The following is a 23,475-nucleotide window of genomic DNA, read 5'->3' on the forward strand; positions in this document are numbered from 1 at the left end:
GGTCGGACGCGCCGGGCCCCGCTCCTGCTTGCTGTAGGAGCGGGGCCCTGGCGCGCCAGTCACCGTCATGGCGCGCCGTCTGCCTCGGCGACGCGGGCACCTGCGCCGGGGTAGTAGTCGGCGAACCGGTCGGCGTGCGCCAGCAGGGAATCTGCGGTGGCGCGCAGTTCGGTCCACCAGCGCCGGGCCGTCTCGTCGTCGGTGATGGTGTGCGCCGGGTCGGCGTCGATGGCGGCCTGAGCTGCGGCGCAGAGCTGGCGCATCGCGTCGTCGGTCTGCGCCGCCCGGCGCGCATGCTGCTGCGCCGGTGTCTCGACGGGCGGCGCAGGGTGCGCCAGATCGCGGCGGACGGTGTCCTTGCCGACGCCGAGCTGCGCCGCGATGGCGCGCTGGGATGCGCCGGTGCGCGCCAGCTGGTGAACGCGGGTGCGCCGCTCCGTCACGGTGAGCTCGGTCATCGGCCGGCCTCCGCGTCGAGGGTGGCGACAAGGGCGCGCAGGCGGCACTCGAGGCGAACGGCGGTGCGCAGCGTCTGGTCGCTGTCGTGAATGTTCGTGGCCGCGGATTCGGCAAGGGCCTGGCGGGCCAGGTCCACCGCGTGATGGAGCGAGAGGAGAGCGGGGGTGCCGTCGCGCTGCTCGTCGTACAGCGGGGAGTAGGCGCCGGTGGGGGTGTCGGTCATCGGCCGGCCCCCTCGGCGGCGATGGTGCGGAGGAGCGCGGCGTACTGGGCGCGGGTCTGGTCGTGGTCGACGGGCGGGGCGGCGGCGAGCAGGGCCTGCTCGGCGGCGTAGGCCTGCTCGGTGGGTCCGTGCAGCTGCTCGGCGAGGACGAGGGCGCGGGCGAGGCGGATGGGCTCCAGCATCAGGGCGTGCGGGCGACGGGTGTCGAGGTGGTCGGCGAGCCGGCCGAGGAGCAGGCGGGTCTCCTCGGTGAGGGACGCCGGGGCGCCGGGCGCGCGGTTACGATCCATGGGTCGGTCCTCCTGGTTGGACAGGTGGGTCGGCTGGCCCCGGTCGGAGGTGCGAACTCCAGCCGGGGCCGTTCTGTTGCCGACCGTAGCGAGAAGTGTGGACAATGTCCACACCTCTCGGGGAGGATGCGCCCATGACGACCGACCACTCCGAGGACCCGCCGGCCACCATGACCATCCCGAGACTCGCGGCGCGCGTCGGCCGGTCCCGGACCCTGATCCACCGGCTCGCCAGCAACCCGGCCGAGGGCTGGCCGGCACCCGTCTACCGGCCCGGCAGCACCCGCCCCGAGTACCCCGTGGACTGGTTCGATCAGTACTGGGCCGCCCGGCAGGCCGGGATGACGCAGGGCCGCCGCACCGACCTCCAACGCCCTCCCGAGGACTGACCGACCACCCGCTGCGCCCCGCCCGTGAACAACGAGCGGGGCGCAGCGGTGTGCGGGGCGGGCCCGGGTCACGCGGCGGCCTGGCGGGCGGCGATGCGCAGGGCGATGGCGGCGAGGGCGGGCATCACCTGGGCGCGGTGCTGGTCGTACCCGGCCGGGGTGAGGACCTGACCGCACGCCTCGCAGGTGATGAGCAGCTCGGTGTCCTGCTCGACCAGGGCGAAGGCGCTGCAGCCCGGACAGGGCGCGTCCTTGTGGCGGCGGCGGGGCCGGGTGTGCGTGATCCGCTGGATCCGGTCCGCCAGGTGCTGCAGCTGCTCGTGCAGGTCCACGGCGTACGGTCTCGTCACCGCGTACGGCAGGTACCGGATCAGCCACGTCGACCAGGCGGTGATGCCCGTCCCGGACCGGGGCACGGCCACCGCCCGGAGGTCCCCGCCGGTGCGCACCACACCGTCGGGGCCGACGCGGACGACCGGGACGTCCGTGGCGATGTAGTGCGCCCACCCGGCGAGCAGCGCGGTGATGGGCACACCGGCGGTCTGGTCGCCGTGCGGGTCGGCCAGCGGCACGGGGCTCCCGGGGCCGAGGAGGTCCAGGACGCGGAGGTCGACGGGCACCGGCGAGTGCGCGCGCCCGCTGCCGCCGCGCTGCGCCGGGCCCACGGCCGGGGCCAGGCAGAGCCGGAGGAGGGCTGCCTGCTGGGGCAGGCCGGCCAGCCAGGACCGGACCCGGTACGTGCAGGCGTCGCACAGGTAGCAGTCGGCCGGGGCGTGCTGGTGGCAGATGCTGCAGGGGTTCGGGATCACGGCTGGGGTCCTCCTCGGCGGATCGGGGTGGGCGGCGGTGCGGGGCGCGGCGCGCGGGAGTGCCCGGGGCAGTAGTCCGGGCTGCCGTTGATCTCCCACCCGGCGCGCTCGGCGGCCGCGGTCGCCTCGTCCACGGACCGGGCCCCGGTGTGCAGCTGGGCGGCGCAGACACCGTGGGGCCCGGCCCGGTCACAGACGACGACGTACCGGACGCTCACGGCCGCAGCTCCTCGGTCTCGGGCTGCTGTGCCTCGTCGGCCTCGCTCATGGCGGTGAGCACGGCCTTGACGGTGACAGTGTCGTAGCCGGGGCGGCCCGCGCACAGCTGCTCTACGGCGTGCAGGCGGCGGGCGAACCGGCGCGCGGCGTCCTCGTGACTCTCCTCGATGTCGACCGGCTCGGGCTGTACCTCGTCGGCCGGGCGGCTGGGCATCGTCGCGAGGATCTCGTCGATGCCGTCGCGCAGGCTCATGGGCGCGTCCGGCTTCCACTGGCGGGCGAACATCACGGCCATGGCGAGGCAGTCGCGTTCGGCAGCCACGTGCACGGCGGCCCGGTCGGCGGGCGCGGGCAGGACGGCCATCACCGCGTCGGCGAGGCGCTCGCGGTCGTCTCGGCGTTGGATCTGCGCGTAGGTGTCCGCGTCGTTCAGCGCCTGGGCGATGCGGTCGCGGAGGTCGGCGGGCGCGGCAGGGGCGGGCGCGGGCTGCTGCTCGGCATCGGCCACGGCCATCACTGCGGCCGCCTCCCGGCGGTAGTCCTCGGCATCGGCCGGATACCCGTTCACGATGGCCTCCCACTCATGGCCGTCAGCTGCTGCGAGGGCGGCCGCGTACCGGTCGCGGCGGACGGCCGGGTCGGGGCCCGAGCAGCCGAGCTGCTCGCGGAGCGGCCCGGTGTGGCGCGGGTCGGTGCACGGCTGCTCGGGAGGCAGGACGGAAACCGGCGCGGTGGGCAGGAGCGGGGCGGTCAGGACGGCGTACTGCGTCCACGTCCACCGGCCCCCGTGGCCGGCCTGCCGAGACATCAGGCGCCAGTGACCCGGGCTGTGCTCGGTCCAGTGGTTCTCGTAGCGGTCGGTGGCCTCGGGGCGAGTCCGCTTGGCAAGGGCGGCGTCCTGGGCGGCGGGCAGGCTGGTGGTGATGGCCGTGGGCGTCCCGTAGAAGGTGACGATGTAGGCCATGGCGGCGGCGGTGGTCACTGGGCGGTCCTCTGTGCGTTGTAGGCCGCGGTGCGGGCCTGGTGGACGTCGGAGCGGCGGTACCGGGTGCCGCTATGGCTGGTGCACAGGACACCGGGGGCGGAGCCGCACTCGGGGCAGGCGACGGCCAGGGCCGGGAAGCGGACGAAGTCGGGCTCGGGCGGGGGCTTGGGCATGTCGTGCTCCTCGATGGCGGCCCGGTCCTCGGCGGCGGTCCCGGGCGTGGTGGCGGTGATACGGCGGGGGTGGGCGATGTGCCCGGTGAGCATCGCGGTGACGATCACGACGAGCGCGGCGGTCGCGAGAACGGGGATCACTGGGCGCTCCCGCTCCGTGCGCGGCGGGCCCGGTACTGGGCGGCGTTGTCCAGGTGCGCCTCGCGGCAGCAGACGGGGCAGCGGCATCCCCAGTTCTTGTACGCGGACGTCCCGTGGGTGAAGGTCGCGGTCCCGGCGGCGCGGCGCGCGTACCGGTCGGCGCGCCCGGCGGCGAGCCGGGCAGAGTGGGCGGTCCGGCAGACCGGGCAGCGGCAGCCCCTCTTGTACGCGCCCGCGGACCCGCACCCGCTCAGCGTCGGCGTCCAGGCGCTCGGGATGTTGTGACGGTTCCGGGCCCGCAGCACGGTGCGCCACGACACCCCGAGGTCCTCGGCGACCTCCCGGTCCGACCGGCCGGCCGCGGCCAGTTCGCGGACGCGGTCGACCTGATCGGGCGTCACCGGGCACCGCCGTCCTGCGCGGCCTTCCACGCCTCGACGACGGACGCGGGGATGGACCCGCGCTCGGCGACCGGCAGACCCTTCGAGCGGGCCCACGCCCGAACGGCAGCCTGAGTAGCCGTGGCCGTCCCCGGCGCGGTCGTCTTCCGGCGGGGGCGCAGCTGCTCCTTGCGGGCCCGTACGGCGGCGAGAGCCTCCAGAAGGCGCTGTTCCTCGGCGTCGGCCTGGGCGATCCGCTCGGCGTCGGCGCGCAGGGTGCGCAGCTCGGCGAGGAGCTCGCGGGCCTGGACCCCTTTGCGGGCGATGCTCTTGGTGCTGTGCGCGATGGCCCAGGCGATCAGGGCCCCGGTGGACAGCGGGGGTTCGTCGTAGGAGTGGGTGGTGTCCTGCGCGGGGCGAGGACCCGGGGCCGGCTGCTGGTTCATGCGCTTCCTCTTCCTGGCGTTGTGCTGGGGTGCCGGATGGCGGGGGACGTCGGGCAGCTCCTCGTCGAGGAGGGCGCGCAGGGCGGCGATCGTCACCGCTGCCACGGGACCGGGCGGACGCCGGTGCGCTGCCGCTCCCCGGCGGGCCGGGCGGGGCGCCGGGGCGGCTGGGCGGTGCAGGTGGCGTGGTGGGGCATGGCCGGCCACTCGCCGGGCCGGATGTCGGGCCGGGCCGCGGTCACCGCCCGGACGTACAGCACCCCGTCGGCGGCCTGCATCACCGCAAGGTTCCCCGCCGTGGTCGGCTCGGCGTCGACCGGCTGCCGGCGCCCGCGCGCGGTGGTGAGCGCCCAGCAGATCCGGGCGCCGCAGCGGCGGCAGGTGGTGATGTGAGCGGTGCTGGGCTTCATGCGGGTGTCCCTTCGGGGTCGGGGTCGAGCTCGGCGAGGTGCGGGAGGACCAGGGCGTGGCCGTAGAGGTAGGTGGCCTGGGCCCGGCCGTGGTCGGCGATGGCCTGGCGGACCGTGTCCGGCGTCGCGGCCGCGCGCAGCTCGGCACGGCCTGCCGCGTCCGGCACCGGCGGGCAGTCGCTCACCGCCGGGGCGGGCACCGCCACCCACGCCACCGGCGTCGGGCGCGGCGGCGGTTCGGGCGGCTGCTCCTGGACGACGTCCTGCTGCTGCGCCCCGGCGGCGGCCTGCAGGGCGTGCATCTGGTTGTCGTGGCAGATGGGGCAGCGGTCGCCGGTGTGCCAGGTGATGCCGTCCTCGCACGCCGCGAGGCCGCAGCCGCGCCGGGGCAGACCGGCGCCGAGGATCCACCGGCCGACGTCGCCGCGGTGCGGGGCGTCCGTGGTGGCCCACCGGCGGGTCAGGCGGGCGGTCAGGCGCTCGGCCCCGGCCCCGGCGGACAGCTGGCGGCCGATCTCGTGCCCGATGCGCCGCAGCACGTACGCCCGGATGCCCTGCAGTTCGTGCCGGACGGGCTCAAGGACGGTCCAGACCCTCGGCGAGAGCTGCAGCCCGGGACCGGTGTACGCGGCCGGGGCGGCCCCGCCGCTGTTGCTGCGCCTTTCGCCGTGGCCCGCGGCCCTACTACTACCCGCGTCTCGCCTACGGCGGATCCCACAACCCACCCCCGCGCTCGTCAACGGTCGGTCAGTCCTACGGTCTTCCTCAGTCGCGAGGGATCCGTCAGCTGTGCGGGGAGCCGATCCGTCATGTATGTCAGGGGTCGCGGTGGCCGGCTCTTTGGGGGCGTTGTCCTGGACGGGGTGGAGCGGGCGCAGGTGGGCCTCGTAGGCGTGGCGGCCGCGCGGGCCCTGGCGGCGGTGGATCGTGATCCAGCCGGAGGTCTCGAGCTCGTCCAGGAGCCGCATCACCTGCCGCTCGCCGAGGGGCTGTCCGGCGCTGTCGCCGTACTGGTGGCGCACGACGGCGCGCAGCTCGGCGAGGGTCAGCGGCATGCGGCGCACCTGGGCGTAGCTGATCGCCGCGTACAGGCGCAGCTGGCGCGGGGGCAGCGAGGTCGCTGCGCGGGCAGGGAGCCAGACGAACAGCTCGTTCTCGTCCATCGTGCGCACCCAGCGCTCGGCGGACTCGCCCTCACCGTCACGGGACGTGTGCCGGACGGTGATGACCTCGGCGATGCCGTCGCTGCCGGCCGTGGTGAGCTGCGTCAGGGCGCGCTCGACCGACGACTTGGACAGGCCGAGGTACTCAGCGATCGTGGCGACCTTGGCGAGGCAGTTCTCGGGGCGCATCGCGAGCGCTGCGATCTTGATGTAGACGCTCAGGGCCGCATCGGCGTACTGAGCGCCTACAACCAGGCGCAGGGGGACGCGCACGCGCTGACCGCCGCCGGTGCGCGGCCGTGCCTCGGCGGCCGCGCGGGGCGGCTGCGGGCACGGCGCAGCAGCAGCGGGTGCTACTGCGTGCGCGACGGCGGCGGTCAACGGATGCTCCAGAGGGTCAGGTAGCGGGCTGGGACTGCTGGGCGGCGCGCTGCCTGCGCAGGCGGGGCTCCAGCGGCTCGGGGATGGTGAGGATGAAGTCGGCGACCTCGAACCGGTCGCGGCGCCGGGCCTGCCGGATCCAGCCGCGCTGGCGCAGGACGGTGAGGGCGACGGCGACCTGCCCGGCGTAGAGGCCGGTGTCGTGGACCAGGCCGAGGAGGCGGGGCTGGTCGCGGGGCTCGATCCGGCCGTCCTGGCCCGCGTGGGTGGCCAGGGCGTACGCGGTGAGCTTGTGGTGGGCGAGGAGGTTCGACGTGCTGATGCCATACAGGTAGAGGTCGCGGTACCCGTCCCGGCTGCTGGCCGGACCGGGCTGGTCCTCGACGGCGGACGGGGCGGCCGGGGTCTCGGCGGCGGACGGGGCGGGGGCGCCCCGGCGGCGGGTGGGCATGTCGGCCGGGCTCGGGCGGCGCGGTGCGTTCACGGCTGCTGGTCCTGTTCTTCAGGCAGTTCGGGTTGGGCGAGGTTGAGGTAGGACCCGGCGGGCCAGCCGGGCCCCGGCGGGGGCTCCGGCCGGCCAGCGAGCGCGGACGGGGTATGCCGGTCGCAGCACCACCCGCGCGGGTAAGGGCGGGCGTAGAGCAGGCCGTGCGGCGGGACGTCCCCGCACGGCCTGCTGCTCCCGCTCACGGGGCGACGACGCGGCCGCACAGGGAGCACGCGAGCCCCGCCGGGACGACGTCGTGCCACCGCGTCATGTGCGCGCACACCGGGGAGTTGCACTGCAGGTAGCCGCCGTCGGTGCGGGGCTCGGCCGGGCGGCGGGGGCCGGGGACGATCGCCGGGCCCCGGTGGCCGCGCGTCCACGTACTGGCGAGCACGAGCGCCAGGCCCACGGCGACGACGACCGCACCGGAGACGAGAGCGTCACGCACTGGCCGTCTCCGGCGTCTGGATGCGCAGCTCGGCCAGGGCGACGCCGTACGTGGCGCACAGCCCGGAGCACCAGATGCGATCCGGGTCCGCCGAGCCGTAGACGCCAACGCGCACCCACCCGGGCGTCAGCTCGGACTCGGCGGTCTCGTCCGCGACGGTGCCGCAGAGCGGCGTGGTGCACGTCCCCGGGGCCACCGGGTGCAGGCCGAGACGCGGCAGGTTCTCGAGAACGTTGGCCGGCTCCTTCTTCTTGCGCGTGCTCCGGGTCTTGGGCGGGGTGTTGAAGCCGGGCATGGTCAGCCTTCCTTGCGGTGGCGGGCGGTGCGGGTGATGTGGCGGTCTGCGATCCAGCCGACGACGACCGCGAAGAGGTTCAGCGCCCCGAGGGCGAGGAGCGCGAGCAGCAGCTGCTCCTCGGTCACTCGTCGGCGTCCGGGTCGTACGCGTCGGCGACCGGGACCGGGGTGACGGAGTAGCCGGTGGAGACGTGCTCGCCGTCCGCCACCACGTCCAGCTCGAGGCCGGGCAGCTCCTCGTCCGCCTCGTCCACGCACCACTCGAAATAGAGGGTCACGCCCTCGGGGTACTCGCGGCTGATCAGGACCTCGCAACGCTGCTGCGCGGCGGCGGCCGTGGTGTACAGGCCGCAGCTGATCGAGTCGTGCGCGGCCCGGTACACCGTCAGGCCGTCGCCGGGCGCGGCCGGCAGACCGGCGAGGAGCGCGATGCCGTCGGCCCAGGACCTCGCCTCGGGCCCGTCGCCCTCCTGGACGAGGACCTCCCCGAGCTCGTCGAGCGCCTCGAGGATCCGGGCCCCGGTGGGCTGCTCGCGCAGCGCCCGAGCGAGCGCGGACAGGACGGTCGTGCGGGCCGTGACCGCAGCCGCAGTGACCTCGGCCCCGGTGGGCGGGGTGGTCTTCTCCGGCTGGTCATCGGCCAGCCGCAGGAGCCCGGCACCCTCGAGGGCCAGGGCGAGCGGCCCGGCCAGGGTGACGCCGGTCTTCTGCGCGCCAAGGATCACCCGCGTCGCGGCTCCGACGCGGCGGAGGTTCATCACGACGTCCTCCCGCGCAGCCGGGCCAGCAGGCCGGCGAACGTGAGCGGCGTCGGCTCGGCCGTCGCCGGTTCGGCCGGCGCGGCGCACGACGGTGCGGTCAGCGCGGCGTACCGGTCGGCGTACGTGATGGGGCGCGGCGCGGGGATCAGCGGTCCGTACGTCCAGTAGACATACGTCAGCCGCTGCGCCGGGTCGTCGCCGGTCCGCATCAGGGCCATGCCGGTGGAGTCCGTTCCGCCGGTCCAGGTCCAGCGGCAGCCGTAGACATCAATCAGGTCGTGCGACAAGTCGTAGGTGATCCCGGCCGCCTCGACGATCGCGGGGATGATGACGGTCGTCATGCCGCACCGCCGACCGCGTCCGCGAGCGGGAGGACCTCGGCGCGCGGGGAGTCGGCCGGGGCCTGGTCCTCGCGCGCCTGCTCGCCGGTGATCGGCAGGCCGTGCCCGGTCAGGAGCGTGACGACGCCCTCGACCCTGGTGGAGGCGTGCAGCCAGGCGCTCTCGTAATACGACCGGAGCTCCACCGCGGCCGGCGGGATCCCCAGAGCGGCGCGCCAGACCTCGTACGCGCCCGGTGTTCCCGCCTGCAGGTCCAGGCTGGTGCCGGTGGACGGCACGGAGATGTAGAGGGCGGGCAGCGTCGGGTACGTGGCCTGCAGGTGGGCCAGGGCCTGGGCGGCGGCCGCGAGGTCGGCGAACGTGCCGGTCGGCTCGGGGCGGGTAGTCTCGGTGGTCACGGTGTCCTCGGTTTCTGTCAGTGGCTGAGGTGCCGGTGAGGGGCTGTCGCGGACCGTGCAGGGTCTGGGCAGCCCCGGTTTGTTGTGGGGCTCAGGCGGCCGCGCGGCGGGCCGCCGGGATGGCGCGGGCGGCGCGATCGGCGGCGATGCGCTTCTGCAGCTCGAGGAGCGAGGGCCCGCCGGGCACGTAGCAGGCGCGGGCGGCGGCCTCGACCGGCATGCGGTCCATGGAGTCGAGGCCGGCGCGCCAGACGCGGGCGGCTCGGCGGAGCGCGGCGCGGCGGGTCAGGTCGGTGGTGCTCATGCGGCGTCGCTCGGGTAGAGAGCGGCTGGGGTGATCCCGTATGCCCGCTCGATGGCGGCCAGGGCCGGGCCCTTCGGCTCCCCCCTGCCGCTGGTCCAGCGGCGGACGGAGACGTACGGGATTCCGATGCGCTCGGCGATGGCGACGACCGTGCTGTCGCCTGCCGCCGCTGCGGCGCTGCGCAGTGGGCGAGGGTCGAATTTCACGCGAGCCTTCTTTCATCCATGAACGGCGATCGTTCATGGATGGAACGTAGCACGAACCGATCGCGGATGGAACAAACGGTTGAGATGGGCCGTTCGGGTTGACGTCAGCGTGTTGCTGGTGTGACGGTATGCAAGCGGAATGTGCAGAACCGATGAATAATCGATCGCTTGTGCGATACCGTGGGAGCGTGACCGCATCAGCCGACACGGGGGAAACGAGTCAGCTATGGCAGAGAACCGACCATCACTCACTATGAACCGCTCATGCGCGATACATTGTCGACATGACATCCGGCTCGCACCCCGAACCGCCACTCGCCGCATCAGTCGGCGAGTGGCTCAGATGGGCACTCCCACGTCACGGATACGACCTCGCAGAACGCGGCGGTAACGCACGCTTCGCCGAGGCGTCCGGCATTCCCGTCGCCACAGTCTCACGGCTGCTGCGCGACGACGGATCCCCCACCATCCGGACCCTCCTCGCCGTGGGCAAGACCCTCGGCGTGCCGGTCATGCCACTTCTAGTACGGGCCGGGATCCTTCCCGCCGACGAACTTCCGGCCTCCCGCACACCACAGGCACCCCCCACCCCGCACGATGCGCTGACGGCCCTCGGTGTCACCACACCCTCAGACCAGGACGCAGTCCTGAGCGTCATCCGCGCCCTCCGCGCCAAAGGGGAGGAGGGCGCCTCCTAGGAAGGTCGCCATGTCGCACCGCACCGTCTACCCGTCAGTGATCTACGCAGCACTCGTCCTCGTCGTCGGCCTCACGGTCCTCATCACCGGCGTGCTCACCAGCCGTGTGGTCGGGCCCACGATCATCACCGGCACCATCACCACCCTGCTCGGAGTAATCGCCACCACCGTCACCGGCCACCGCGCCGCAACCGCCCACATCCACCAGCAGATCCACCTCGCCGACAGTGCAGCACTGGCCAAAGAGATCATCCGCCACGACACCACGGTCACCACCGCGCCGATCGCCAACCGCACCGTCGTCGAACTGGGCGCCAGGCGCCCTCGGGAGAACACCACGTGACGCACCACCGCACCAACGCCACAGGGCTCCCCAGTGCCATCGGGGAGCCCTTCTCCGTTCCGCCACCGACCCGCGCGCAACCGCGCCACAGGACGTGACCATGACCACCACCCGACTGCAGGCATCCCGTCTCGAGGCCGTGCCCCGCATCCAGGTACCGGCAACGTTCAAGGCCGCCGCTGATGACGACCGAGAACCGTGGGTCGGCTACATCCGCGTGTCGACGTACTACGAAGACAAGATCAGCCCGGGCATCCAGCGGGCCGCGATCGACAGCTGGGCCGAGCGCACGCGCCGCCGGATCGCCTTCTGGATCGAGGACCTGGACATCAGCGGCCGGACGTTCAAGCGCAAGATCATGGCTGGGATCAAGGCCGTGGAGGCTGGCGAGGCGCGCGGTATCGCCGTCTGGCGCTACTCGCGGTTCGGCCGCAGCCGCCACGGCAACGCGTTGAACCTGGCGCGGCTCGAACAGGTCGGGGGACGGCTGGAGTCGGCGACCGAGGCGGCCGACACCAGCAACGCGTTCGGCAGGCTGCAGCAGGGCATCGCGCTCAAGTTCGCCGAGTTCGAGAGTGACCGGATCGGGGAGGGATGGGCCGAGACTCGAGAGAATCGGCTCGGGCGCGGCCTGCCTACCACCGGCAAGGCACGCTGGGGGTACATCTGGCACCGGCGGCTGCTTGATGAAGACGGCGTAGTGCACCCGGAGTGGTACGAGCCGGATCCCGCGCTCGGCCTGGTCGCCAATGACCTGTACGAGCGGGTCGCCGACGGCGAGCCGATGGCGTCCGCCTGCCTGTGGCTCGGCCGCAACGGGTACATCGGCACCAAGGGCAAGCCCTGGCGGCCCACCGGGCTGACCCGCTACATGGACTCAGGGTTCCCGGCCGGCTGGATCCGGACCCACCCCCCGGACTGCCCGTGCCCGCCCACCGACCCGGATGCCACGGTTTCCCGCGCCGGCCTCTGCTCCAACCGAATCTGGGTGCCCGGGTCCCATGAAGCCGTCACCAAGGAATCCACCTGGGAGGGCTACCAGCAGGCCCGCCAGCGCGCCAAGACGAATCCGCGGTCCCAGGTTGCTGCGTACCCGACGTCCGGGCACGTGCGCTGCGCCCGGTGCGGTGGAGACGCGTCCATCGGCGGTGGCGCGACCTACGGCGCGGGCGGGGTCCTGATCAAGAAAAATGGCTATGTCCACAGGTGCACAGAGCGCAAGGAGAGCGGGACGTGCGGCGGCGTCTACATCCTGCGCACCGTCGTGGAGGCGGCCATCCTGACCAGCCTTGCCGAGTGGGCCGAGGAGATCGAGGCCGAGGCCGCGCGCCTGGCCGAGGAGGACGGCCAGGGCGACGGGGCCGGAGCGGCGCCGGCCACCGCAGCCGAGCGCATGGCGAAGGCGCGCGCCCTGTTCACTCAGCGGCTCGAGGAGATCGCGTCCGAGCTGGACCGGCAGACCAGCCTAGTGAGCCGCGGCATCATCCCGGAGGACTCGTACATCCGGGAGCGCGACCGGCTCACCGCAGAGCAGTTGTCCACGACGCAGCAGATCACGCAGCTTGACGAGCAGGCCGAGCAGGCCCCGACGGACCGGGCGGCGCTGCTGCCGGTCATCAGAGGTTTGCTGGATCGGTGGGAGATCACTCCGGTACGGACCCGCCGCGACATGCTCCGCGAGGTGCTGCGCGGGGTGTGGGCGCACCCGCGGGCCATGCTGCCGAACGGGACGGAGCAGGACCCGTACGCGGTGCCGGTGCCGGTGTGGGACGACGAGCCGACGCCGCTGGGCCGCGATTGGTGCGTACCCGCAGGTCAGAGCAAATAGCCCAGAGTCTCCAACATGAGCAGATTGGCCAGGCTTTCGTTGCTCACGACATCTCCCATTCCCAGGGTGTCCGTTGTGTCCCGGGCATAGCTCATCAGTCCAAGAGCCGGGTGACAAGTGTCTGCCGGGAATTGGTTTAGACCTGTGTCCTCGTGTATGGAGGCACGGGTCCCGCTTCCGCGAGGAGGCGGTGCGGTGTCACCGGGGTGGGGTGACATCGGCTGGGTTGCCGCCCCGCGCGACGCCCCGATGGTGGCGGGAACGTGACGTGCGGTGACGGGATGTCGCGGAAACGGGACCACAAGGTCTCACGGACCCGGTGCCCATCCGGTTCAGGCGCCGCTGTGGGCCAACTCGGCCGGACCAGCCGGATCGGTCCGGCCGGCCGGACGGGCGAGGTTGGTGGGATGGTCAGGGTCGGCGGGATCGCCTGGGTCGATGGGACGGCCCGGAGCGGAGAGGAGGCCGGGGGTGGCGGGGGAGCCGCCGGATTCGGTCGGGGCCACCGGGGCGAACACCGGAACCCGGACCTCGACCGAACGACCGTCCCCGCCTCCGGCCCCTTCGCCGTCGGCGCCCTCCCCTGCGTACCGGGTGCGTTCGTCCTCGGTGGGCTCGTACTCGGCGAGCAGATACGCCTGCGCCTCGGCCACATGGAAGTACATGCCGTGGAGCTGCAACGCGCCGGCGGCCAGGCGTCGCGCCACCGAGGGATGGGCCCGCAGATGGTCGAGCTGCTGGACCACATTGGTGAGGCAGAGCTGCTCCAGCTCGTCGGCCGGCACCCGCGACGAGATCCGCGCCCGGTGCCCGTTCGCCGACCCCGCCCGTTCCAGACTGGGCAACCCGTGCCGGAGCCAGCGTCGGAGCGAGGTCTCGGCCACGGCCACGGCCTGCGGGCCTGAGGGCCCCGGAGCGCCTGTCTCCGGAACGCCTGTCTCCGGGATGCCTGTCTCCGTCGTGCCTGTTCTCGGATTGCCTGTACTCGAGGTGTCGGGTGAAGGCTCCCTGCTGTCGAGCAGCGCGTTCATCGCCCCGCAGCCCGAGTGCCCGCAGATGGTGATCGACTCGACCCCCAGTACATCCACCGCGTACTCGATGGCCGCGCCGACCGAGTGGTCGCCCTCCTCGGATCCGGGCGTCGGCACGAGGTTGCCGATATTGCGCACGGTGAACAGATCGCCGGGTCCGCTCGCCGTGATCATGCTCGTCACCAGCCGTGAGTCCGCGCAGGTGATGAAGAGCTGCGACGGGCGCTGACCCTCCCGGGCGAGCCGGGCCAACTCCTCGCGGACGAGCGGAGCCGTATGACGTTGGAAGGAGCTGAGGCCGCTCACCAGCCGATGCCCGCCGTGCGGGCGCGTCGGGGGTGCCGTGTGGTCCGCTACGAAATCCGGCGCGGGGGCCGCTGTGCGGTGCCTTGCCGGGGGCGTCGCGGTGTCCGGCGTGGAGTCCGGTCCGGATGCCGGGGGCCGGTCCGGTCCGGGTTCCGGGGTCTGGTCCGGTCCGGAGGACGGACCCGGGGCGGAGGCCGGGGCTGCGACCGGAACCGTAACCGTGGCGTGGACAGGGGAAGGTTCCGAGGCCGGAACGGTGTGTGCGGGGGAAAGCCCGTGCACGGCATCCTGGAGCGACGTGGTGCCGGTGATCGGGATGTGCTCGGGGCGGTCGTGGCAGTGGTGGTTGCGCCACGGAGTCCAGGGACGGCAGCAGGCATGGGCCGCCGCGGCCGGCTCCGCGATTCTGCCTCCGGACCGGCCGCCGAACGAGACCCGTCCGCCATGGGCGGTATGGGCGTTGCTCCAGTCCTGGATCATCTCGTACGCCGCGTGGTCCATGAAGAACCCGTCCAACTCGACGGTCACCGAGGCGTCATGGGGTACTTGGCCCAGGGCCCGGCTCAGCCGCGGCACCGCCAGGAAGGTCAACTGCCCGCTGACGACCACCCCGTACCGTCCGTCCTGCTCGGAGACGGTGATCCGGGTCCTGCCCAGTCGGTGCAGGGCCACCGCGACCGCCACGGCGCCGCCGATGGCCACCCCCTTGAGGACGCCGAAGAGCAGGACACCGCTGATCGTCGCGCCGTACACCAGGAACTCCCGGTGCCTGTGCACCTTGCGGATGTGCGCGAGGTTCACCATCTGGACGCCGACCACCATGACGAGCGCGCCGAGCGCGGCCAGTGGGATCCACTCCAGCGCCGTGACCAGCAGCCCCGTCGCGAGCAATACCCAGACTCCGTGCAGCACGGTGGACGCCCGGCCGGTCGCCCCGGCCCGCACATTCGCCGAACTGCGCACCGCGCCACCGGAGACGGCCAGTCCGCCCAGCCCGCCGGACACGATGTTGGCCACCCCTTGCGCGCGGAGCTCCCGGTCGAGGTCGGAGCGTCTGATCGGGGGCATGACGGGCGGTGCAGCGGAGGATGAGGGGTCGGTCTCGGAGCCTGTGCCGGTCACCGAGGGGGCGGCTCGGTTCCGGTTCCGGTCGGCGGTGAGTTTGTCCACCGCGACGGCTGCCAGCAGGGATTCGAGACTTGCCACCAGCATCATCGTGAAGACGGCGGTGGCCAGTCCGAGCACGGGTCCGTGCGGGATCTCGGGGAGGGCGTGGGAGCGCCAGGACGGCAGGTCCACCCGGGCGACCGAGGGCGCGGCCAGCGCGGCCACGGCGGTGGCGAGGGCCACTGAGGCCAGGGCGGCCGGGAGGCGTCGCACCATCCGTCCGGGGCGCCCGGGGATCCGGGGCCACAGCACCAGAACGGCGACGGTGAGCGCGCCGATCAAGGGGGCGGCGAGGCCCGTGCGGGCCAACTGCTCGGGGAGATGGAGGGCGTTGGAGACAGCAGAGCTGTGGGGCGAGCCGCCGAGCACGATGTGCAGTTGGGCGAGTGCGATCGCCACGCCGATACCGGCGAGTGTGCCGTGGACGATGGCCGGGCTGACGGCCAGCGCGTTGCGCGCGGTGCGCAGTGAGCCGAGCAGGATTTGGAGCAGACCCGCGCCGATGGTGATGGCGCAGGTGGTGCGCCAGCCGTAGAGCTGGATGAACTCGGCGGTCACCACGGTGAGTCCGGCCGAGGGGCCGGATACCTGGAGCGGGGTGCCGCCGAGCAGTCCGGCGACGATGCCGCCGACGGCGGCGGAGAGGAGACCTGCTTCCAGGGGGGCGTCCATGGCGACGGCCAGGCCCAGTGACATGGGGATGGCAAGCAGGAAGACGGTGATCGACGCGGACAGGTCGGAGCCGGTGATGCGGAATCGTCCGCCGCGGTGCGGCGGAGGGCTGTGTGGTCGCTTCACTCCCGACGACCGGGACGGTCGGGAACTTCGGGATGAGCGGTCATGGCGAGTGGGGACGCAGGCAGACATGTTCCCGTCTCCTCCGGGGCAGCGCGGTCGCGGAACGTGGGGACGCGGCCGTGGGTCACGGCGTGCAGCGGCGGGATATCTCAACTCTCAGTAAACAGATCGTAATGGAGAGTAAAGACGGCTGTCCAGGATTACGGTCAAACAGGCTATCTAAGCACCCATTCAAGTGAATAAGTATCTTTTCATACGGCCTGTCGCCCGAATTTCTGTGCGGTGCGTGCGACTTTGACCGCGCCATGTCGGCGCGTTCGCGCACACGTTTACTGCGAGGAAGAGGGTGGGCGGATGATGGCCGCCGCGAAGAGGATCGCCTTGGGTGTCATGACTGTCGCGCTGGTCGTGGGCGCGGCCGGATGCTCCGGGTCGGGGGCCGACCGGGAGGCGTCCTCCGGTGTGGCGAAGGGGGCCGCCGGCATGAAGGAGAAGGCCGCCGAAGCCGCGCCCAAGAGCGTGTTCCGCGCCATCGGGGACGGCTCCACCGCCTTCACCGGAGTCCAGCCGAAGCAGCCGGCCGTCAAGCGCTTGATGCCCGGTCAGAAACCCCCGCAGTTCGTGGTGTTCTCCTGGGACGGGGCGGGCGAGGACAGCCAGCGGCTCTTCTCGCACTTCCGCGAGGTGGGCAAGAAGTACGACGCGACCATGACGTACTTCCTCAGCGGCGTCTATCTGCTGCCGGAGGCCAAGCGCGCGCTCTACGACCCGCCCAAGCACAACGCGGGCAGCTCCGACATCGGGTTCAACGACACCAAGGGCATCCGCGACACCCTCACCCAGGTCCGGGGCGCCTGGCTGGACGGCAACGAGATCGGAACCCACTTCAACGGCCACTTCTGCGGCACGGACGGAGGTGTCGGCACCTGGTCCGTCGAGGAGTGGAAGAGCGAGATCAGCCAGGCCAAGTCCTTCGTGAAGGCGTGGAAGACGAACGACCCGTCGCTCAAGAACGAGAAGGCGCTGCCCTTCGACTACGACAAGGAACTCGTCGGAGGCCGGACCCCCTGCCTGGAGGGGCAGAAGAACATGGTCGCCGCCGCGCGCGACATGGGCTTCCGCTATGACTCCAGCGGCGTCAACGACCAGGTCTGGCCCAAGAAGAAGGGGGGCATCTGGGATCTCTCGATGCAGCTCGTGCCGGTGCCGGGGCGCGCGTTCGAGACGCTCTCGATGGACTACAACTTCATGTTCAACCAGTCCGGCACGACCCAGGGCGACCCGGACCAGCACGAGTACTGGGGCAACCAGATGCGGGACGGTCTGATCAAGGCCTTCGACCGCGCCTACGACGGCAACCGGGCGCCCCTGATCATCGGCAACCACTTCGAGTCCTGGAACGGCGGCACCTACATGCGCGCCATCGAGCAGACGATCCGGACCGTGTGCACCAAGGAAGGCGTGCGCTGCGTGTCCTTCCGGCAACTAGCGGACTGGCTGGACGCCCAGGACCCCGCGACCCTCGCGAAGCTCGGCACCCTGAAGGTCGGTCAGGCGCCCGCGGCCGGCTGGGCGACGTTCCTCGCGGGCGCCCCCGGCAAGCCGGCCGCACACTAGGCCGCGTACGGCGGACCTCCGCTTCGCCCCGAGTGCCGGGCCGTCCGCGATCGGGCGGGCGGCCCGGCACTCGTCCGAGTCAGGCGGGCAGCGCGGCCCCGGCCCGCGCGGACGTTTCGTCGAGCACGAAGGCGGGGTCGACCTGGGCGGCGAGGTCGGCGCCCGTCTTCTCGTTGCCCCAGCTCTCCGCGTTCTTCAGGTGGAAGTGCACCATCTGGCGCGTGTAGCGCTCCCAGTCCCGCTGCTCGTACGAGTCCTCGGCGGCATTCTGCAGGGTCTGCAGTGCCATCCGGTTGTCCGCTTCCAGCAGTTCGAAGCGGGAGGGGCGGCCCTTCTCCATGGCCCGGACCCAGTCGGAGTGGCCGACGGTCACGAGCAGGTCGTCGCCGACCTCGTCGCGCAGGAACTCCAGGTCGTCCGGGCCCTGCACCTTGTTCCCGACGACCTTCAGGGCCACGCCGTAGTCCCGCGCGTACTCCTTGTACTGCCGGTAGACCGACACGCCCTTCCGGGTCGGCTCGGCGACGAGGAACGTCATGTCGAACCGGGTGAACATCCCGGAGGCGAACGAGTCCGACCCGGCGGTCATGTCGACCACCACGTACTCCTCCGGACCGTCCACGAGATGGTTGAGGCAGAGCTCCACCGCGCCGACCTTGGAGTGGTAGCAGGCCACCCCCAGATCCGACTCCGTGAAGGGGCCCGTGGCCATCAGCCGGATGTCGCCGTCGTCGAGCCGCACCGTCCGGGCGCAGGCGTCGTAGATCGGGTTGTCCTCGTCCACTCGCAGCAGCCGTGAGCCCTCACCGGGCGGAGTCGTCTTGATCATCGTCTCGGCCGAGGCGATCCGCGGGTTGCTCCCGCGCAGATAGTCCTTGATCAGGGGGAGGTGCGCCCCCATGGCGGGCAGTGCCGCCGACTCCTCCTCGTCGAGGCCGAGCGCGGCCCCCAGGTGCTGGTTGATGTCGGCGTCCACCGCGACGACGCGGGCTTCATTGGCGGCAAGGTGGCGGATGAAGAGCGAGGACAGCGTGGTCTTCCCGCTGCCGCCCTTCCCTACGAAAGCGATCTTCATGTTCACCTAGGGTAGCCGCATGACTGCGGTGTGCTGTCGAAGTTCGTGAAGAAGGCCACTCCGGGCCGGTAGGTGTGCAAGGGGCGCGTAGCCTCGCTACTTATGAGTACGACTTCCTCGGACCCGTTGGCCACCCTGGGCGCCCTGCCGGGCGTGAGCGACGCGGTGGACTCCGTGCGCAAGGCCGTCGACCGGGTCTACGGCCACCGTGTCATGCGGCGCCGCAGCAACGAGGTGACGGCCGAGGCGGCCCTGCGCGGCGCCCGTGGGTCGGCCGCGCTGTCCGGTGCCGACTGGAATCTGGAGGAGGTGCGCCGGCGCACGGACTTCCGTGGTGACGACGGCGCGCAGGTCGTCGGTGCGGCTCTGCGGCTGACCGCCGAAGCGGGCCAACTCCTCTCCATCTGGCGGCAGTCCCCTCTGCGCGTCCTCGCGCGGCTCCACCTGGTCGCCGCCGGTGGCGCCGCGCCGGACGACTCCGTCGGCCGGCCCCGGCTGGCGGGCGAACCGGTCGACGAGCCGCTGATCGAGGCACCGCTTCCGGATGCCGAGGAGGTCGCCGGCCGACTGGAGGGACTCGGCGGACTCATCCTTTCGGGGAGCGCGGCACCCGCCCTGGTGACGGCCGCCGTGGTCCACGGCGAACTGCTGGCTCTGCGCCCCTTCGGCTCTCTCAATGGACTGGTGGCCCGGACCGCCGAGCGGATCGTGCTGATCGGGAGCGGCCTCGACCCCAAGTCGATCTGCCCGGCCGAGGTCGGCCACGCCGAACAGGGCAAGGCCGCCTACGTGAAGGCCTTCGACGGCTATCTGTCGGGGACGCCGGAGGGGATGGCCGCCTGGATCGCGCACTGCGGACGGTCGGTGGAGCTGGGCGTCAGGGAGTCCACCGCGGTCTGCGAGGCGCTTCAGCGAGGCGCCGCCTAGGGTGCGAAAAAGCCCGGGAAAAGGGTTGCGGCGGTACCGGAATCGGTACCGCCGCTGGCATGTCCACCCAGTTACCAAGCGTCCTCGATATACGCCCATCAGGCCGGGGTCTTTGCCCGCTCCTGGTGCGGCTGGCCCGTAATCGACGGGTCGACGTCGCGTGGGTGCCGGGTTTTCATGCGCGGTCCGTGGGGCCTGTCTGCGTACTCAGGTCATCCTCTCGGATGTCCTTGGTCTCGCGGGCCGTTGAGTCCTTTGTACTCCAGGGGCCCGGTGAGCGGAAGTGGTGGCGGCACATCTTTACTTTTACGTTCAATTACGGACGAGTTGGTTCAATTCAATGCGGGCGCATTACGCGGACGCGGATGTCGCGGCTCGGCGACGTGCGGTGTACCAGACGAGCCCGGCCGTGACGGCGGCCGCACCGACGGCGGCGGCCGCCATGAGCGCCGGCCGGGGCGGCATCGAGAAGGCGGGCAGGCGCTGCTTGAGCCGGACCGGGCGGTTGAACACGAGGATCGGCCACTCCCGCAGCGTCGCCTCGCGGCGCAGCGCCCGATCGGGGTTGACCGCGTGCGGATGGCCGACGGACTCCAGCATCGGCACATCGGTGGCCGAGTCGCTGTACGCGTAGCAACGGGCGAGGTCGTACCCCTCCGATACGGCCAGGGCCCGGATGGCCTCGGCCTTCGTCGGGCCGTACGCGTAGTACTCCACCTCCCCGGTGAAGCATCCGTCGTCGCCGACGACCATGCGGGTGGCGACGACGCGGTCGGCCCCCAGCAGCTCGCCGATCGGCTCCACCACCTCGGCCCCGGAGGTCGAGACGATCACCACATCGCGTCCTGCGGTGTGGTGCTCTTCGATCAGGGTGGCGGCCTCGTCGTAGATGATCGGGTCGATGAGGTCGTGCAGGGTCTCGGCGACAATTTCTTTCACCTGCTGCACGTTCCAGCCCTTGCAGAGAGATGACAGATATTCACGCATCCGCTCCATCTGGTCGTGATCCGCGCCCCCGGCAAGGAACACGAACTGTGCGTACGCGGTGCGCAGTACGGCGCGGCGGTTGATCAGTCCGCCTTGGTAGAAGGACTTGCTGAAGGTCAGTGTCGAAGACTTCGCAATGACCGTCTTGTCCAGGTCGAAGAAGGCGGCTGTGCGCGGCAAGAAGCGGTTTTCCACAAGGCAGAGCATAGGGGCCCGCCATTCGGCGTAAACCCCGGCGCGTGGGTTTGCCTGAGAAGGGCCTCGGGTACACCATGGAAGTCACGGATCGTTCGCGACCGTGCTAACCCGGTCCGACTCCTCCCCCCCCCGAGTCGGCCGTGGGGACGACCCCCGCTCTCCCCCCCGGCGGGGGTCGTCGCATGTCCGGACGCGGTTCTGCCGCTCGGAATCGCGCATTTCTCCTCCTTCTCGCTCGTGACGGGTCATGCCCGCACTCGACTCGCACCAGCATGCTCGGTAACGGTGCGTAGCGGAAGGGCTGCTCTCCGGAAGTCGCCGGATCGAGCGACGAAGTTATTCACAAGGGCGGACTTGTCCACAGTTCTTGAGCAAGATCCACACGATTTTCCGTATCGCTGCACGGTGATTCCACCCGTGAAGTCCACGGGTTCCGGAATCGCCGTTCTCGGAACGCTCCGAGAGCGCGGTGAACCGCGGTGAAGGCGAGTGAAGAAGGGGGCGGAGAACGTGGCTGAATCCAGTGCACGGGATCGTGTGCCGGCCGGTCCGCGAAGGGGTGGGCCGCTGATCGTGACCGAGGACGTGGAGCTGCTCGACGACCTGCTGCGGCTGTGCGCGGCGGCCGGGGCCGAGCCCGAGGTCCATCACACGGCGCCCGACCGACGAGGTGGCTGGGAGCAGGCGCCCCTGGTCCTGGTCGGGGACGACGCGGCGGCCCGGTGCGGCGGTGCCGCGCGTCGACGGGGTGTGATGCTCGTCGGACGGGAGCAGGACAGCCCGGACGTGTGGCGAAGGGCCGTCGAGATCGGCGCCGAATACGTGCTGCGCCTGCCGGACGCGGAGAACTGGCTGGTCGACCAGATCGCCAACGCGGCCGAGGGCGTCGGCCGCCCGGCGCTGACCGTCGGGGTGATCGGCGGACGCGGTGGCGCCGGCGCCTCCACGCTGGCCTGCGCGCTCGCGGTGACAGCGGCGCGGGCCGGGCACCGGACGATGCTGATCGACGGCGACCCGCTGGGCGGCGGCATCGATGTCCTGCTCGGCGGCGAGCGTGCCGAGGGGATGCGCTGGCCCGACTTCGCGCACTCGAAGGGAAGGGTGGGTGGCGGCGCCCTTGAGGAGGCGTTGCCCGCGCTGCACGGGTTGAGGGTGCTCAGCTGGGGCCGGGACGACTGGGTGGTGATCCCCCCGCAGGCCATGCAGGCGGTCCTCGCCGCGGCACGCAGGCTCGGCGGCGTGGTCGTCGTCGACCTCCCGCGCCGGGCCGACGAGTCGACGGCCGAGGCGCTGGCACAGCTCGACCTCGGGCTCGTCGTCGTGCCCGGGGAGTTGCGCGCGGTGGCGGCGGCGAAGCGGGTCGCGTCGATGGCCGGAATGGTGCTGGGCGACCTCCGCGTCGTGACGCGCGGACCGTACGCGTCCGGGCTCGACGAGCAGTGGGTGGCACGGGCCATGGGGCTTCCGCTTGCCGGTGAGCTTCCCGCCGAGCCGGGGCTGCTCGCCGAACAGGACCGGGGCGAGCCGCCCGGCGCCGTTGTCCGCGGGCCCTTGGCGCGGTTCTGCTCGGCCTTCTGGGACCGCGCCCTGGCCGGAGAAGGCGCCGCCGGGGGGTCTGTCGTGGGCGGCGCGTCATGACCGAGGCGCTGCTGGACGCGGTGCGGCAGCGGCTGGCGCAGAGCGGTGCGGCACCGACCCCCGCGGGTGTGGCCGCCGCGCTGCGTGCACAAGGGAGGCTGCTCGGCGATGTCGAAGTGCTCGGCGCTGCGGACGAGTTGCGCGGGGAGCTGGTCGGCACAGGGGTTCTCGAACCCCTCCTCGCCGATCCGGACGTGTCCGACGTCCTGGTCTCCGCCCCGGACCGGGTGTGGGTGGACCGGGGCCGCGGGCTCGAACTCACCGCGGTGACCTTCGCCGACGCGGCCGCGGTCCGCCGGCTCGCGCAACGGCTCGCGGCCGTCGCCGGGCGACGACTGGACGACGCCCGACCCTGGGTGGACGCCCGGCTGCCCGACGGCACCCGTATGCACGCCGTGCTGCCGCCCGTGTCGGTCGGCTCGACATGCCTCTCCCTCAGGGTGGTGCGCCCCAAGGCGTTCTCGCTCCGCGAACTGGTCGGGGCCGGGACCGTGCCGCCGGGCGGCGACCGGATGCTGAGGGCGTTGGTGGAAGCCCGCGTCTCCTACCTCATCAGCGGTGGCACCGGCGCGGGGAAGACCACGCTCTTGTCCAGCATGCTCGGTGCGGTCGGGGATCGGGAGCGGATCGTCCTCGCCGAGGACTCGGCGGAACTCCGCCCCGACCACCCGCACGTGGTGCGGCTCGAATCCCGCCCCGCGAACCAGGAGGGCGCGGGGCGGGTGTCCCTCCGGGACCTGGTGCGGCAGGCCCTCCGGATGCGCCCCGACAGGCTCGTGGTCGGAGAAGTGCGGGGTGCCGAGGTCACCGAACTGCTGGCCGCCCTGAACACCGGCCACGAGGGCGGTTGCGGAACGGTCCACGCGAACGCAGCCGAGCACGTGCCCGCCCGGCTGGAGGCGCTGGGTACGGCCGCCGGGCTGGACAGGGTGGCGCTGCACAGCCAGTTGGCGGCGGCCCTGTCGGTCGTGGTCCATCTCGTGCGGGACCGGGCCGGTCGGCGCAGGATCTCCGAGATCCAGGTCCTGGAGCGCGATCCGGCCGGGCTGGTGGTGACCGTTCCGGCGCTGCGCTGGGGAGTCTCCGGCTTCGAGCGGGAACGCGGTTGGGAGCGGCTGGAATCCCTCATCGGCGGTGGGCGATGAACGGCGG

Annotated in this window: 31 protein-coding genes; 8 read left to right on the forward strand and 23 right to left on the reverse strand. The window is 72.2% G+C overall.

Features of this window, described 5'->3' with window-relative positions:
• Positions 1 to 65 precede the first annotated feature (65 nt).
• The 3 genes from ACWCXC_RS17130 to ACWCXC_RS17140 are packed head-to-tail and all read right to left on the reverse strand — an operon-like array spanning position 66 to position 972.
• Entirely contained in the window at positions 66 to 458 is a 393-nt protein-coding gene (locus ACWCXC_RS17130) for a hypothetical protein (RefSeq protein ID WP_450889555.1), read from the reverse strand.
• Entirely contained in the window at positions 455 to 682 is a 228-nt protein-coding gene (locus ACWCXC_RS17135) for a hypothetical protein (RefSeq protein WP_450889557.1), read from the reverse strand. The genes ACWCXC_RS17130 and ACWCXC_RS17135 overlap by 4 nt, the downstream gene beginning before the upstream one ends.
• The gene (locus ACWCXC_RS17140) at positions 679 to 972 is read right to left on the reverse strand and encodes a hypothetical protein (RefSeq protein ID WP_450889559.1); all 294 of its coding nucleotides are present in this window, start codon (positions 970 to 972) and stop codon (positions 679 to 681) included. The genes ACWCXC_RS17135 and ACWCXC_RS17140 overlap by 4 nt, the downstream gene beginning before the upstream one ends.
• A 134-nt stretch (positions 973 to 1,106) precedes the next feature.
• On the opposite strand from ACWCXC_RS17140, the gene ACWCXC_RS17145 reads away from it, so the two are divergent.
• Entirely contained in the window at positions 1,107 to 1,361 is a 255-nt protein-coding gene (locus ACWCXC_RS17145) for a hypothetical protein (protein WP_450889561.1), read from the forward strand.
• A gap of 68 nt (positions 1,362 to 1,429) precedes the next feature.
• Here the strand turns inward: ACWCXC_RS17145 and ACWCXC_RS17150 are convergent, their stop codons facing one another.
• The 17 genes from ACWCXC_RS17150 to ACWCXC_RS17230 form a co-directional block, all read right to left on the reverse strand.
• Positions 1,430 to 2,170: a hypothetical protein gene (locus ACWCXC_RS17150; RefSeq protein WP_450889563.1), complete on the reverse strand. Its 741-nt coding sequence runs from the start codon at positions 2,168 to 2,170 to the stop codon at positions 1,430 to 1,432.
• Positions 2,167 to 2,388: a hypothetical protein gene (locus tag ACWCXC_RS17155; protein ID WP_450889565.1), complete on the reverse strand. Its 222-nt coding sequence runs from the start codon at positions 2,386 to 2,388 to the stop codon at positions 2,167 to 2,169. Before ACWCXC_RS17155 ends, ACWCXC_RS17150 begins: the two co-directional genes overlap by 4 nt.
• On the reverse strand, positions 2,385 to 3,371 hold the full coding sequence (locus ACWCXC_RS17160; RefSeq protein WP_450889567.1) for a hypothetical protein: 987 nt from the start codon (positions 3,369 to 3,371) through the stop codon (positions 2,385 to 2,387). Before ACWCXC_RS17160 ends, ACWCXC_RS17155 begins: the two co-directional genes overlap by 4 nt.
• A complete protein-coding gene (locus ACWCXC_RS17165) occupies positions 3,368 to 3,688 on the reverse strand; it encodes a zinc finger domain-containing protein (RefSeq protein WP_450889569.1) in 321 nt (106 codons plus the stop codon). The genes ACWCXC_RS17160 and ACWCXC_RS17165 overlap by 4 nt, the downstream gene beginning before the upstream one ends.
• A complete protein-coding gene (locus ACWCXC_RS17170) occupies positions 3,685 to 4,089 on the reverse strand; it encodes a hypothetical protein (RefSeq protein WP_450889571.1) in 405 nt (134 codons plus the stop codon). The genes ACWCXC_RS17165 and ACWCXC_RS17170 overlap by 4 nt, the downstream gene beginning before the upstream one ends.
• Entirely contained in the window at positions 4,086 to 4,610 is a 525-nt protein-coding gene (locus ACWCXC_RS17175; protein ID WP_450889573.1) for an Lsr2 family DNA-binding protein, read from the reverse strand. Before ACWCXC_RS17175 ends, ACWCXC_RS17170 begins: the two co-directional genes overlap by 4 nt.
• A complete protein-coding gene (locus ACWCXC_RS17180; RefSeq protein WP_450889575.1) occupies positions 4,607 to 4,924 on the reverse strand; it encodes a hypothetical protein in 318 nt (105 codons plus the stop codon). Before ACWCXC_RS17180 ends, ACWCXC_RS17175 begins: the two co-directional genes overlap by 4 nt.
• Positions 4,921 to 6,468 carry a helix-turn-helix domain-containing protein gene (locus tag ACWCXC_RS17185; RefSeq protein ID WP_450889576.1) on the reverse strand — a complete coding sequence of 516 codons (1,548 nt, stop codon included), beginning with the start codon at positions 6,466 to 6,468 and terminating at the stop codon, positions 4,921 to 4,923. The genes ACWCXC_RS17180 and ACWCXC_RS17185 overlap by 4 nt, the downstream gene beginning before the upstream one ends.
• 16 nt (positions 6,469 to 6,484) lie before the next feature.
• Positions 6,485 to 6,952 (reverse strand): hypothetical protein, encoded by a 468-nt coding sequence (locus ACWCXC_RS17190; protein ID WP_450889578.1) that lies wholly within the window; start codon positions 6,950 to 6,952, stop codon positions 6,485 to 6,487.
• Positions 6,953 to 7,154: 202 nt separating this feature from the next.
• Entirely contained in the window at positions 7,155 to 7,403 is a 249-nt protein-coding gene (locus tag ACWCXC_RS17195; protein WP_450889580.1) for a hypothetical protein, read from the reverse strand.
• Entirely contained in the window at positions 7,396 to 7,698 is a 303-nt protein-coding gene (locus ACWCXC_RS17200; protein ID WP_450889582.1) for a hypothetical protein, read from the reverse strand. The genes ACWCXC_RS17195 and ACWCXC_RS17200 overlap by 8 nt, the downstream gene beginning before the upstream one ends.
• 2 nt (positions 7,699 to 7,700) lie before the next feature.
• The gene (locus ACWCXC_RS17205) at positions 7,701 to 7,826 is read right to left on the reverse strand and encodes a hypothetical protein (protein WP_385103983.1); all 126 of its coding nucleotides are present in this window, start codon (positions 7,824 to 7,826) and stop codon (positions 7,701 to 7,703) included.
• Entirely contained in the window at positions 7,823 to 8,458 is a 636-nt protein-coding gene (locus ACWCXC_RS17210) for a hypothetical protein (protein ID WP_450889585.1), read from the reverse strand. Before ACWCXC_RS17210 ends, ACWCXC_RS17205 begins: the two co-directional genes overlap by 4 nt.
• Complete coding sequence (locus ACWCXC_RS17215; RefSeq protein ID WP_450889587.1) at positions 8,458 to 8,802, reverse strand: phiSA1p31-related protein; 345 nt, start codon at positions 8,800 to 8,802, stop codon at positions 8,458 to 8,460. Before ACWCXC_RS17215 ends, ACWCXC_RS17210 begins: the two co-directional genes overlap by 1 nt.
• Positions 8,799 to 9,200, reverse strand: coding sequence for a hypothetical protein (locus ACWCXC_RS17220; protein ID WP_450889589.1), 402 nt, complete (start codon positions 9,198 to 9,200; stop codon positions 8,799 to 8,801). The genes ACWCXC_RS17215 and ACWCXC_RS17220 overlap by 4 nt, the downstream gene beginning before the upstream one ends.
• Before the next feature lie 91 nt (positions 9,201 to 9,291).
• The gene (locus tag ACWCXC_RS17225; protein WP_450889591.1) at positions 9,292 to 9,504 is read right to left on the reverse strand and encodes a hypothetical protein; all 213 of its coding nucleotides are present in this window, start codon (positions 9,502 to 9,504) and stop codon (positions 9,292 to 9,294) included.
• Complete coding sequence (locus tag ACWCXC_RS17230; protein ID WP_450889593.1) at positions 9,501 to 9,710, reverse strand: helix-turn-helix domain-containing protein; 210 nt, start codon at positions 9,708 to 9,710, stop codon at positions 9,501 to 9,503. Before ACWCXC_RS17230 ends, ACWCXC_RS17225 begins: the two co-directional genes overlap by 4 nt.
• Before the next feature lie 284 nt (positions 9,711 to 9,994).
• Here ACWCXC_RS17230 and ACWCXC_RS17235 point away from each other — a divergent pair, with 284 nt between their 5' ends.
• The 3 genes from ACWCXC_RS17235 (at position 9,995) to ACWCXC_RS17245 (ending at position 12,579) form a co-directional block, all read left to right on the forward strand.
• Positions 9,995 to 10,408: a helix-turn-helix domain-containing protein gene (locus ACWCXC_RS17235; protein ID WP_450889595.1), complete on the forward strand. Its 414-nt coding sequence runs from the start codon at positions 9,995 to 9,997 to the stop codon at positions 10,406 to 10,408.
• A 10-nt stretch (positions 10,409 to 10,418) separates the two neighbouring features.
• Positions 10,419 to 10,751: a hypothetical protein gene (locus tag ACWCXC_RS17240; RefSeq protein WP_450889597.1), complete on the forward strand. Its 333-nt coding sequence runs from the start codon at positions 10,419 to 10,421 to the stop codon at positions 10,749 to 10,751.
• 100 nt (positions 10,752 to 10,851) lie between these two features.
• Positions 10,852 to 12,579, forward strand: coding sequence for a recombinase family protein (locus ACWCXC_RS17245; RefSeq protein ID WP_450889599.1), 1,728 nt, complete (start codon positions 10,852 to 10,854; stop codon positions 12,577 to 12,579).
• Positions 12,580 to 12,911: 332 nt separating this feature from the next.
• On the opposite strand, the gene ACWCXC_RS17250 is transcribed toward ACWCXC_RS17245, so the two are convergent.
• Entirely contained in the window at positions 12,912 to 15,950 is a 3,039-nt protein-coding gene (locus ACWCXC_RS17250; RefSeq protein WP_450889601.1) for a SulP family inorganic anion transporter, read from the reverse strand.
• A gap of 285 nt (positions 15,951 to 16,235) precedes the next feature.
• On the opposite strand from ACWCXC_RS17250, the gene ACWCXC_RS17255 reads away from it, so the two are divergent.
• The gene (locus tag ACWCXC_RS17255) at positions 16,236 to 17,498 is read left to right on the forward strand and encodes a hypothetical protein (protein WP_450889603.1); all 1,263 of its coding nucleotides are present in this window, start codon (positions 16,236 to 16,238) and stop codon (positions 17,496 to 17,498) included.
• Positions 17,499 to 17,577: 79 nt separating this feature from the next.
• On the opposite strand, the gene ACWCXC_RS17260 is transcribed toward ACWCXC_RS17255, so the two are convergent.
• The gene (locus tag ACWCXC_RS17260) at positions 17,578 to 18,573 is read right to left on the reverse strand and encodes an ATP-binding protein (protein ID WP_450684074.1); all 996 of its coding nucleotides are present in this window, start codon (positions 18,571 to 18,573) and stop codon (positions 17,578 to 17,580) included.
• Between the two features lie 102 nt (positions 18,574 to 18,675).
• Here ACWCXC_RS17260 and ACWCXC_RS17265 point away from each other — a divergent pair, with 102 nt between their 5' ends.
• Complete coding sequence (locus tag ACWCXC_RS17265) at positions 18,676 to 19,500, forward strand: oxidoreductase (protein ID WP_450684075.1); 825 nt, start codon at positions 18,676 to 18,678, stop codon at positions 19,498 to 19,500.
• Positions 19,501 to 19,851: 351 nt separating this feature from the next.
• Here ACWCXC_RS17265 and ACWCXC_RS17270 read toward each other — a convergent pair whose 3' ends face one another.
• Positions 19,852 to 20,694, reverse strand: a complete 843-nt coding sequence (locus ACWCXC_RS17270; protein WP_450684076.1) for an HAD family hydrolase — start codon at positions 20,692 to 20,694, stop codon at positions 19,852 to 19,854.
• Between the two features lie 564 nt (positions 20,695 to 21,258).
• Here ACWCXC_RS17270 and ssd point away from each other — a divergent pair.
• Together ssd and ACWCXC_RS17280 are read left to right on the forward strand one after the other, a co-directional pair.
• A complete protein-coding gene (gene ssd / locus ACWCXC_RS17275; RefSeq protein WP_450889606.1) occupies positions 21,259 to 22,323 on the forward strand; it encodes a septum site-determining protein Ssd in 1,065 nt (354 codons plus the stop codon).
• A complete protein-coding gene (locus tag ACWCXC_RS17280) occupies positions 22,320 to 23,468 on the forward strand; it encodes a TadA family conjugal transfer-associated ATPase (protein ID WP_450684078.1) in 1,149 nt (382 codons plus the stop codon). The genes ssd and ACWCXC_RS17280 overlap by 4 nt, the downstream gene beginning before the upstream one ends.
• Positions 23,469 to 23,475: the final 7 nt, after the last annotated feature.

The sequence above is a fragment of the Streptomyces sp. NPDC001515 genome (genome assembly GCF_053597115.1).

What these genes read in the sequence shown, in the direction of transcription:
- ACWCXC_RS17130 (WP_450889555.1), bottom strand. Translation starts at nt 458, where the DNA reads ATGACCGAGCTCACCGTGACGGAGCGGCGCACCCGCGTTCACCAGCTG.
- ACWCXC_RS17135 (WP_450889557.1), bottom strand. Translation starts at nt 682, where the DNA reads ATGACCGACACCCCCACCGGCGCCTACTCCCCGCTGTACGACGAGCAG.
- ACWCXC_RS17140 (WP_450889559.1), bottom strand. Translation starts at nt 972, where the DNA reads ATGGATCGTAACCGCGCGCCCGGCGCCCCGGCGTCCCTCACCGAGGAG.
- ACWCXC_RS17145 (WP_450889561.1), top strand. Translation starts at nt 1,107, where the DNA reads ATGACGACCGACCACTCCGAGGACCCGCCGGCCACCATGACCATCCCG.
- ACWCXC_RS17180 (WP_450889575.1), bottom strand. Translation starts at nt 4,924, where the DNA reads ATGAAGCCCAGCACCGCTCACATCACCACCTGCCGCCGCTGCGGCGCC.
- ACWCXC_RS17200 (WP_450889582.1), bottom strand. Translation starts at nt 7,698, where the DNA reads ATGCCCGGCTTCAACACCCCGCCCAAGACCCGGAGCACGCGCAAGAAG.
- ACWCXC_RS17210 (WP_450889585.1), bottom strand. Translation starts at nt 8,458, where the DNA reads ATGAACCTCCGCCGCGTCGGAGCCGCGACGCGGGTGATCCTTGGCGCG.
- ACWCXC_RS17215 (WP_450889587.1), bottom strand. Translation starts at nt 8,802, where the DNA reads ATGACGACCGTCATCATCCCCGCGATCGTCGAGGCGGCCGGGATCACC.
- ACWCXC_RS17225 (WP_450889591.1), bottom strand. Translation starts at nt 9,504, where the DNA reads ATGAGCACCACCGACCTGACCCGCCGCGCCGCGCTCCGCCGAGCCGCC.
- ACWCXC_RS17235 (WP_450889595.1), top strand. Translation starts at nt 9,995, where the DNA reads ATGACATCCGGCTCGCACCCCGAACCGCCACTCGCCGCATCAGTCGGC.
- ACWCXC_RS17240 (WP_450889597.1), top strand. Translation starts at nt 10,419, where the DNA reads ATGTCGCACCGCACCGTCTACCCGTCAGTGATCTACGCAGCACTCGTC.
- ACWCXC_RS17245 (WP_450889599.1), top strand. Translation starts at nt 10,852, where the DNA reads ATGACCACCACCCGACTGCAGGCATCCCGTCTCGAGGCCGTGCCCCGC.
- ACWCXC_RS17250 (WP_450889601.1), bottom strand. Translation starts at nt 15,950, where the DNA reads ATGTCTGCCTGCGTCCCCACTCGCCATGACCGCTCATCCCGAAGTTCC.
- ACWCXC_RS17255 (WP_450889603.1), top strand. Translation starts at nt 16,236, where the DNA reads ATGATGGCCGCCGCGAAGAGGATCGCCTTGGGTGTCATGACTGTCGCG.
- ACWCXC_RS17260 (WP_450684074.1), bottom strand. Translation starts at nt 18,573, where the DNA reads ATGAAGATCGCTTTCGTAGGGAAGGGCGGCAGCGGGAAGACCACGCTG.
- ACWCXC_RS17265 (WP_450684075.1), top strand. Translation starts at nt 18,676, where the DNA reads ATGAGTACGACTTCCTCGGACCCGTTGGCCACCCTGGGCGCCCTGCCG.
- ACWCXC_RS17270 (WP_450684076.1), bottom strand. Translation starts at nt 20,694, where the DNA reads ATGCTCTGCCTTGTGGAAAACCGCTTCTTGCCGCGCACAGCCGCCTTC.
- ACWCXC_RS17280 (WP_450684078.1), top strand. Translation starts at nt 22,320, where the DNA reads ATGACCGAGGCGCTGCTGGACGCGGTGCGGCAGCGGCTGGCGCAGAGC.